This window comes from Paraferrimonas sp. SM1919, assembly GCF_010993985.1.
Lineage (GTDB): Bacteria > Pseudomonadota > Gammaproteobacteria > Enterobacterales > Shewanellaceae > SM1919.
This window is the reverse complement of record NZ_WINH01000013.1, coordinates 96,105-104,980: the sequence shown is the minus strand read 5'-3', so window position 1 is coordinate 104,980 and position 8,876 is coordinate 96,105. Positions and strand designations below refer to the sequence as shown.

Sequence of the window (8,876 nt, the reverse complement as noted above, 5' to 3'; positions counted from 1 at the left end):
AGATTAGATTAGCGCGCTAAAACAGCGAGTTAACAACAAATTATGCTTGGCGACCATAGCATTTTGGACCCACCTGACTCCATTCCGAACTCAGAAGTGAAACGAAATTGCGCCGATGGTAGTGTGGGGTCTCCCCATGTGAGAGTAGGTCATCGCCAGGCTTTAAATATCGAGAAAGCCCCAACCGAAAGGTTGGGGCTTTTTAGTATGTGCGATCTTAACTTGTTGGCTGTTAATTTTTTGCTAGCACAAAGCTATGCTTTTTCATGCACTTTAGTGATTCTTTAACTTGAGTAATGCTTTGTTTGTTGTAAGCATACATTTTAGAATCTTCATTAAATGAAGCGCGTGAGTCTTGATACTTTTCTAGGTTTTTTTGTTCTGCAAAACGATCCCCTTCTTTTTCTAGGTAATTAACCTTAGTCTTTTTAACGCCTGTAGTTGCGGCTTTTAAGGTCAACTCGCTTGCAGATCTTTTAGCCTGTTTATACTGGCAAACTTCTAAAGCATTATTTAATTCAATAGGATTGACTTGGACTTTATCTAGAGAAGCCCAGTTGGTTTGATTGCTGCATGCGTTTAAAAATGCTAAGCCTACAACGGTTACTGCAAGTTTAATTTTCATGCTATCTTCCTTATGCGTGAACATGACACCCGAAAATGTGGGTGTTTTTTGTACAGTCACTGTTTGTAGTAAAGCGTAATTATGTCTATAAATCAAACACAAAGATTTACTTTATATAAGAATAGTGAATATTGATTGGTCTGAACGGCAAAATCTATTATTTCCGCTTAAGCACCTTCCGGACGCGAAGCGTTCGCCAGGATCTCTGCTGCTCCTACTTCACGATAACTGCATCAGTTTCTTAAAATTCCCCAATTATTTAGGTTTCCTAAACTCATGGGGCTAATTTGAATCACTTCCTTGTTCTCGAATCGTAGGGTTTGCAGAGAAGTTTCTATTCTTTGTTTTTGTATACGCGAAATATGTTACATCTCGTCAATTGGGCACATAATCCCGCCGTTCGCCGTTCGCTGTTTAATACATACAAAAAAGGAGCCTTACAGCTCCTTATTCAAATACCTATATCACTTTAGATGAAAGCGAATGCGTCACCATAGAGTTGCTCTACAGGTAAACCTTGGGCAGTAAATTTATCTCTTGCAGCCGCTGACATTTCGAATCGACCTGCAATGTAAACATCTAACTTAGACATATCGGGATGTTTTTCAGCGATCACGTCTAATAATAGTCCTTGTTCAGCGCTAACTCCCTCAGCAACCTCTTCCATTACTGGCACGAAAGTTAACCATGGATTATTGGCTTGCCAGGCTTGAGCCTGTTCGTAGTAATACATTGCTTCTATATTCTTACAGCCCCAATATACGATAGTAGGTTGTAAATTATTTTTTGCGATACTGTCTTCAGTCATACTTTTAACATAGCTAAAGCCAGTACCGCCGGCAACCAGAATTCGGGTATGGTTGCTGTCATGACGAATATGTGCATTACCAGCTGGGGCTTCAATGGTAATGCTGTCATGTTGTTGCATACGCTCAATGACTTGCATTGGGTAGCTTTCAGCAGCTGATGCGCCAATGTGTAATTCTATATCAGTATTACCTGGAGCGCTCGCAATAGAAAAAGGTCTCTTGTCATCTTCCGCCATGACAACGCTGAGGTATTGACCAGCATTAAATTCTAGCGGCTGTGGTGGTGTTAAAAGGACTTGGAATACAAAATCATTTAACGGCTTTATGCTTTTTACTTTACATTCAATAGTTTGCATTATTACTTCTTCTTATATTTTCTAGTCATCTAGGCCTAAATTAGCCCACATATCATCAACTTTTGATTTTGTTTGCTCATCCATAACCATTGGCACACCCCATTCTCGGTCCGTTTCTGCATCCCATTTGTTGGTCGCATCTAAGCCCATTTTTGAACCTAGGCCTGCAACTGGTGAGGCAAAGTCGAGATAGTCAATAGGGCTCGAGTCAATAAATTGAGTATCTCGCTTAGGATCCATTCGAGTGGTAATTGCCCACATTACATCATTCCAATCCCGACAGTTTATATCCTCATCGACGACAATGATAAATTTTGTGTACATAAATTGACGTAAGAAAGACCATATTCCTAACATGACCCGCTTAGCATGACCAGGGTATTCTTTACGAATGGAAACGACGGCCATTCGGTAACTGCAGCCTTCAGGCGGGAGATAGAAATCGACAATTTCTGGGAATTGCTTAATTAAAATTGGCACAAAAACTTCATTTAAAGCTAAACCCAACATCGCTGGCTCATCAGGTGGACGTCCAGTATAGGTGCTATGGTAGATAGGATCGCGCCGATGAGTAATCTTAGTTACAGTAAATACGGGAAAATTTTCCACCTCGTTATAGTAGCCGGTATGATCTCCATAAGGACCTTCAGCGGCCATTTCTTCTGGATCAATATACCCTTCAAGGATATATTCTGAGGTGGCGGGTACTTCAAGATCGCAGGTCAATGCTTTAACGACTTGAGTACGCTCTCCACGAAGTAGACCAGCAAAGGCATATTCACTCATACCATCGGGAACTGGCGTGACCGCGCCTAAAATAGTGACGGGATCGCTTCCTAAAGCAACGACCACTGGGTATTTTTCACCAGGATGCAGTTTCTTAAAGTCCCGAAAGTCCAAGGCTCCACCACGATGTTCAAGCCAGCGCATGATAAGTTTGTTTTTATCGAGTAATTGCTGACGATAAATCCCTAAATTTTGCCTGTTTTTACGGGGCCCTTTAGTAATGGTTAATCCCCAACTTACTAAGGGTGCGACATCTCCAGGCCAGCAATGTTGTACAGGTAATTTAGTAAGGTCAACATCTTGTTCATCGATGACGATTTCTTGACAAGGCGCTTTTGAGACCAGCTTCGCTGGCATATTCAGAACTTGCTTAAATTTTGGCGCTTTATCCCAGGCGTCTTTAAGTCCAGCAGGTGGCTCTGGCTCTTTTAAAAATGCGAGTAATTCTCCAATTTCTCGTAAATCCTTGATATCTGATTTACCAATAGCTCGGGCAACTCGTCTAGGGTGGCCAAATAAATTGGTTAGAACCGGAGTATCAAAACCGACAGGGTTTTCAAAAATTAATGCTGGGCCATCTGCGCGTAGGACACGATCGCTGATTTCAGTCATCTCTAAATGAGGGTCGACAGGATGGGTTATCCTTTTTAAGTCACCTTCATCTTCTAGAGTATTAATAAAGCTGCGAAGATCTTTGAAGCTCATGCTGTTTTTCATTATTGGTTAAGTACATTGCAACTATAACATAGCTATGGCTTTTGCCTAAAGCTTAGACTTAAGTCCTGAATGGCTTCATGTTATTATTCCGCAGTTTTAAAATAATAATGGATAGCATTGATGAGTGACCTTAAGCTCAACCCTTTAGAAAAGAAAGTTGCTTTCACTTTAGCCGGTATTTTTGGCATGCGCATGATAGGTTTATTTATGATTTTGCCTATTTTTGCATTATATGGCCAGCATTTAGAGGGATTTAGCCCTATGTGGATAGGGATTGCGATCGGTGCTTATGGTTTGACACAGGCTTGTCTACAGATCCCTATGGGGATTTTATCTGATCGTATTGGCCGTAAACCGGTTATTTTGATTGGGTTAGTTGTTTTTGCCATAGGATCTTTGGTAGCGGCTATGGCTGATAATGTTTTTACCATTACTATTGGTAGGGCAATGCAAGGCATGGGGGCGATTGCCAGTACAGTGTTAGCATTGTCGGCGGACCTTAGCCGAGAACAGCAACGCCCTAAAGTGATGGCTATTATTGGTGCAGGTATTGGCTTATCTTTTGCGCTTTCATTACTGATAGGCCCTATCTTAGCAGAGCAATTTGGACTCTCTGGTTTATTTATTGCTACGGCAGTTTTTGCAATCGTGGGAGTGTTGTTGGTGTTATGGTTGATTCCTAATCCGATAGTTAAGGCGCCAACCGGCGATACAACTGCAGATTTGACCAGATTGAAAAGTATGTTAAAAGATCCCCAGTTAGTTAGGCTAGACGCTGGCATTTTAATTCTACATCTGTGTCTGACCGCTATGTTTGTGGTTGTGCCAATGATGCTTATTGAGGCGGACTATTCTAAAGCACAGCACTGGAAATTATACTTTCCAGTATTCATGTTGGCCTTTGTGTTAATGGTGCCGATGATATTGATTGGTGTAAGAAAGAATATTACCAAGCCAATGTTTCAGTTTGCATTAGTACTCTTACTGGCGGGTACATTATTATTAACCTTCGCTTCGACGAGTTGGTTAATTGCATTTTCATTGTTAATCTTTTTTATTGGCTTTAATTATCTTGAAGCGAGTTTGCCTAGCCTTATTGCCAAGCTTTGCCCGATTGGAGCTAAGGGCTCTGCAATGGGAGTATATTCTACGAGCCAATTTTTAGGTGCTTTCCTTGGGGGCCTATTTGGCGGAGTACTTTATCAATATTTAGGGCAACATGCGGTGCTACTCTTTATGTCTATCATGTTGCTATTTTGGTTATTCCTAAGTATTGGTATGGTGCAGCCAAAGTTAGTTAGAAGCGTAACAATTTCTACTCAGTTTGTAGATGCTGAAGCAGCGGTATTAGGCATGCAAAAGTTGTCTCAGTTAGAAGGTGTAGATGAAGCTATAGTTGTGTATGAAGAGCAAGTTGCTTATCTGCGTGTGGGCAATAAATTTGATGTTAGTTTAGCTAAAGCTGTGGTAGGCTCTGTCAATTAATATTGAAAAATTTTGCAGGTTAAGATAGGAGATTTCCATGGCCAGTAAAGGCGTAAACAAGGTAATTATTATTGGTAATTTAGGGCAAGATCCTGAAATCCGTTATAACCCTAGTGGTGTTGCTTTTGGTAATTTATCAGTGGCAACGAGTGAGTCATGGAAAGATAAGCAAACTGGTGAAACTAAAGAAATGACCGAATGGCACCGTTGTGTTGTAAATGGTCGCCTTGCTGAAATTTGTGCAGAGTACTTGAAAAAGGGCTCTAAGGTTTATCTAGAGGGGAGTCTTCGAACTAGGAAATGGCAAAATCAACAAGGTCAAGATCAGTACACAACTGAAATTCGTGTTCAAAATTTACAAATGCTGGATTCGCGAGTTCAAGGTCAAGCGATGCCAAATCAACAGGCAGCGAATAATTTTGCTCCTGCAGGACAGCAAGGCTATAGTCAAGCCCAACCATCTGCACAGCCACAGCCACAGCCACAATACGGACAGGCTCCGGCTCAACCACCGCACAGTACAACTGCACCTGTGAATGTGCAATCACAGCAACCAGCCGTTAACCCTAGTGCAGGTGTAGCACAACCAACAGGGCAGCCTGTTCAAAATAATAATTATACCCCTGATCTTGATGATGGCTGGGATGATGACATCCCATTCTAAGCAAAAGCGTAATTTTTAAAGTTTAAAAATATAAACCCAGCGTTAGTGCTGGGTTTTTATTTGGGATTTTGACTAAAGGTTGATACAGTTAATCCACACTTCCTTTGTTTGAATATTTTTTCAAAAAAAGGCTTTTAGAGCAAAAAGTTTACGGAAGACGAAACAAATGAGTAAAGGATTGTTATTCTCAAGGCCAATAATCAATTACTGGTTGATTTTTGTATTCATTATCTTTTCGCTGACAACTACCTTGTGGGCAGTTCAACAGTCCAGTAACGCCAATACTCTTCTTAAATCTAAGCTCGAGAGTGTTAAGTTGGTGCTCGAAGCAATCGACTTTAAAGATAGTGGGATCGAACAACAACCAAAATATTCTTGGGCATTAGCGTTATTAAAGCAAAATGAGGTTGCTCAAGTTGTTATCTTTGAAGATAAGTCTGAAGTCAAAAAAATTATTATTGATGAGCAATGGACGGTTCAAGTTAGTAGTCACAACATTGATGTTGATGGTTATGGTATCGCTGTATATTTAACAACTAATCCTAATTGGATTTATAGCATTGAAAATGGGGTGTTTTTAGTTTTATTGTTGAGCTTATTTGTGATTGTTGCCGTCGTTGGAAGTAAATGGTTGCAGCTGCAATTAGCCGGTGTGGATATACTCAATCAACGCTGCGATAAAATCATTAGAGGTGAATATCAGCAAGCGATAGAGCAGCCTAAATTTTCGCAACCTAGAATTATCAATAATGCTATTTCACATCTGTTAAGAATTTATGCAGAAGCTAAAGTCGAACAAGGTGAGTTTTATGAATTTATTCAAAATTCTACTCTTATCGATAGAGAAACAGGTATCGGTAACCGACAGTTTTTAGAAAATAGGCTTCAGTTAATTCAAAAAGACACAGTTAATCAAAGTCATAGTGCATTATTTATTCTTGAGCTCGATGACATTGAATCTCCGGATTCTGGGTTTAACAGTGAAGAGGCAATGGAATTACTGAACACTATTATTAAAGTATGGAAACAATTACTGAGTAAGCACGATAATAATTTAATTGCTCGATATTCAGAACATCAGTTGGCGGTATTATTGGTCCAGATTTCTAATAAAGATGCACAAAAGGTTGCTGAAAAGTTATTGCGGGCGGCCAGCTCAGTTCCGCTGCCAAGGGGGAAAAATACCGATAACTTATTCCATATTGGCGGTGTTTACTTTAATTCAACTTCATCCGCTGATGTAATTAGTGAATGTTTTGCAGCTCTAAAGGCCGCACAATTACAAGGGTATAACAATTGGTTTATGTATGATGAGGGGCAATTAAACCACAATTTAGAGCAAGGTAGTGTACGCTGGCGAGTATTACTAGAAAATGCTGTTGCAAAAGCTTCCTTTGTAATCTTTGGTCAAGAGGTGTTTACCGTAGATGGTAGAGTCAATCACTTGGAGTGTTATGTGCGCTTGCAACAAGAACAGCAACTTATCAGTGCCGCTCACTTTATTCCAATGGCTAAGAAGTGCGGACAAATGGCGGCTATAGATAAGATAGTCCTTGAAAAGGCTGCTCAATACTTAGATTGTAACCCGCAAGCACCAGCCCTAGCTGTCAATCTATCGAGTGAAACCTTAATTGCAAATGGTTTTGAGCAATGGCTTAAAAACTTTCTGGATAATAACCGTAGGGTTATGCATAGATTATGGTTTGAGTTTAGTGAGCTTTCATGGTCGCTACAGTTTGAACAATCAGAGACCATCAGCAGGATGATATTACAAGCTGGTGGGCGTTGCACAATGGATGGTTGTGGTAGGCAACTACTCACACCTGAGGGGAATATCGTCAATAGTATTTCAAGAGTGAAACTGCATCGTTCACTAATTAGGCATATCGATAAAAATCCTCCCCAACAATTATATGTAAAGAGTCTGATAGAGCAAATTAAGCAATTAAAACTCTCCGTTTATGCGGAAGGCGTGGAGCATGCCAATGAACTGAGTATCTTAAAAAAATTAGGGGTAATGGGTTATCAAGGGATTTTGACCTCTGTACCGAAGAGATTAGGCTAGAACTTGAGATACTCTCAATTACAGGTTGACTTATCACTGCAATAAGATCGTTTTTAAGTGTAGAATGCTGTTAGGTAAAAATACTTTTTTTAAAAAAAAGTTTTCCTAGTTCAGGCATTTTCAAGAAATAATTTGATATGCTTTAGGTTGTACCAATCAGTATAAATATTGTGACTGATCTAAGCCTTGGTTCGAACAATGTTAAAACTTACAGTTGAGGCAAGTATTTATATTCATTGGTACATTTTATAGTTTAGTAAGATTGGTCGCTTGAGATCTTACAGTTTTAGTTTTTAGTATAGAAGTGAGCTGCTTTCATGTTTAAAAAGCTTAGAGGAGTGTTCTCAAATGATCTGTCTATCGATCTGGGAACAGCAAACACGTTAATTTATGTACGTGAGGAAGGGATTGTTCTAAATGAGCCATCGGTTGTCGCAATTCGTGGCGAGCGTGGTGCTCAAGGACAAAAGTCTGTAGCAGCTGTCGGTTCTGAAGCCAAACAAATGCTTGGCCGTACGCCCGGTAACATTCAAGCAATTCGCCCGATGAAGGATGGTGTAATTGCGGATTTTTACGTAACAGAAAAAATGTTGCAGCACTTTATTAAACAAGTACATAACAATAGTTTTTTCCGTCCAAGCCCTCGAGTATTAGTATGTGTGCCAGTAGGTGCAACCCAGGTAGAGCGTCGTGCTATTCGTGAATCGGCATTGGGTGCTGGTGCTCGAGAGGTGTACTTAATCGAAGAGCCTATGGCAGCCGCCATTGGTGCCGGATTGCCTGTTTCAGAAGCAACAGGTTCAATGGTGGTTGATATTGGCGGTGGTACTACCGAAGTTGCGATTATTTCTTTAAATGGCGTAGTGTATTCATCATCAGTTCGCATTGGTGGTGATCGCTTTGATGAAGCGATTATTAATTATGTTCGCCGTAATTATGGCAGCTTAATTGGTGAGGCCACAGCAGAGCGTATTAAGCATAAAATTGGTGCAGCCTACCCAACCGATGAAGTGCAAGAAATTGAAGTTCGTGGTCGTAATTTAGCAGAAGGTGTGCCACGCAGCTTTACTTTGAATAGTAATGAGATCCTAGAAGCGCTACAAGAGCCTCTACATGGCATTGTTAGTGCGGTTATGGTGGCATTAGAACAATCACCACCAGAGCTTGCTTCTGATATTTCAGAGCGTGGTATGGTGTTAACGGGTGGTGGAGCATTACTAAAAGACTTAGATCATTTATTAATGCAAGAAACTGGTATTCCGGTTGTTGTCGCTGATGATCCACTTACCTGTGTTGCCCGTGGTGGTGGTAAAGCTATCGAAATGATAGATATGCATGGCGGCGATTTATTCTCAGAAGAACTATAATA

Annotated in this window: 7 protein-coding genes and 1 rRNA gene; 5 read left to right on the top strand and 3 right to left on the bottom strand. The window is 40.4% G+C overall.

Translation table 11 applies throughout. The annotated features are described in order from the left end of the window. Window positions 1–45: 45 nt before the first annotated feature. Window positions 46–161 (top strand): 5S ribosomal RNA (gene rrf / locus GFB48_RS09775). 71 nt (window positions 162–232) lie between these two features. On the opposite strand, the gene GFB48_RS09770 is transcribed toward rrf, so the two are convergent. From GFB48_RS09770 to ubiD, 3 genes are all read right to left on the bottom strand, one after another. After that, window positions 233–625 carry a hypothetical protein gene (locus GFB48_RS09770; RefSeq protein WP_163934612.1) on the bottom strand — a complete coding sequence of 131 codons (393 nt, stop codon included), beginning with the start codon at window positions 623–625 and terminating at the stop codon, window positions 233–235. Between the two features lie 469 nt (window positions 626–1,094). Beyond that, window positions 1,095–1,790, bottom strand: a complete 696-nt coding sequence (gene fre / locus GFB48_RS09765; RefSeq protein ID WP_163934609.1) for an NAD(P)H-flavin reductase — start codon at window positions 1,788–1,790, stop codon at window positions 1,095–1,097. A gap of 21 nt (window positions 1,791–1,811) precedes the next feature. Continuing rightward, window positions 1,812–3,281, bottom strand: coding sequence for a 4-hydroxy-3-polyprenylbenzoate decarboxylase (gene ubiD / locus GFB48_RS09760; RefSeq protein ID WP_163934605.1), 1,470 nt, complete (start codon window positions 3,279–3,281; stop codon window positions 1,812–1,814). Window positions 3,282–3,413: 132 nt separating this feature from the next. Between ubiD and GFB48_RS09755 the strand changes: the two genes are divergently transcribed. From GFB48_RS09755 to GFB48_RS09740, 4 genes are all read left to right on the top strand, one after another. Beyond that, on the top strand, window positions 3,414–4,778 hold the full coding sequence (locus GFB48_RS09755; protein ID WP_163934602.1) for an MFS transporter: 1,365 nt from the start codon (window positions 3,414–3,416) through the stop codon (window positions 4,776–4,778). 37 nt (window positions 4,779–4,815) lie between these two features. Beyond that, entirely contained in the window at window positions 4,816–5,442 is a 627-nt protein-coding gene (locus GFB48_RS09750) for a single-stranded DNA-binding protein (protein WP_163934599.1), read from the top strand. A 166-nt stretch (window positions 5,443–5,608) separates the two neighbouring features. Then, the gene (locus GFB48_RS09745; RefSeq protein ID WP_163934596.1) at window positions 5,609–7,507 is read left to right on the top strand and encodes an EAL domain-containing protein; all 1,899 of its coding nucleotides are present in this window, start codon (window positions 5,609–5,611) and stop codon (window positions 7,505–7,507) included. A gap of 317 nt (window positions 7,508–7,824) precedes the next feature. Next, on the top strand, window positions 7,825–8,874 hold the full coding sequence (locus GFB48_RS09740; protein WP_163934593.1) for a rod shape-determining protein: 1,050 nt from the start codon (window positions 7,825–7,827) through the stop codon (window positions 8,872–8,874). Window positions 8,875–8,876 lie beyond the last annotated feature (2 nt).

Coding starts and splice junctions, on each gene's coding strand:
- GFB48_RS09770 (WP_163934612.1), bottom strand. CDS start 625: ATGAAAATTAAACTTGCAGTAACCGTTGTAGGCTTAGCATTTTTAAAC.
- fre (WP_163934609.1), bottom strand. CDS start 1,790: ATGCAAACTATTGAATGTAAAGTAAAAAGCATAAAGCCGTTAAATGAT.
- ubiD (WP_163934605.1), bottom strand. CDS start 3,281: ATGAGCTTCAAAGATCTTCGCAGCTTTATTAATACTCTAGAAGATGAA.
- GFB48_RS09755 (WP_163934602.1), top strand. CDS start 3,414: ATGAGTGACCTTAAGCTCAACCCTTTAGAAAAGAAAGTTGCTTTCACT.
- GFB48_RS09750 (WP_163934599.1), top strand. CDS start 4,816: ATGGCCAGTAAAGGCGTAAACAAGGTAATTATTATTGGTAATTTAGGG.
- GFB48_RS09745 (WP_163934596.1), top strand. CDS start 5,609: ATGAGTAAAGGATTGTTATTCTCAAGGCCAATAATCAATTACTGGTTG.
- GFB48_RS09740 (WP_163934593.1), top strand. CDS start 7,825: ATGTTTAAAAAGCTTAGAGGAGTGTTCTCAAATGATCTGTCTATCGAT.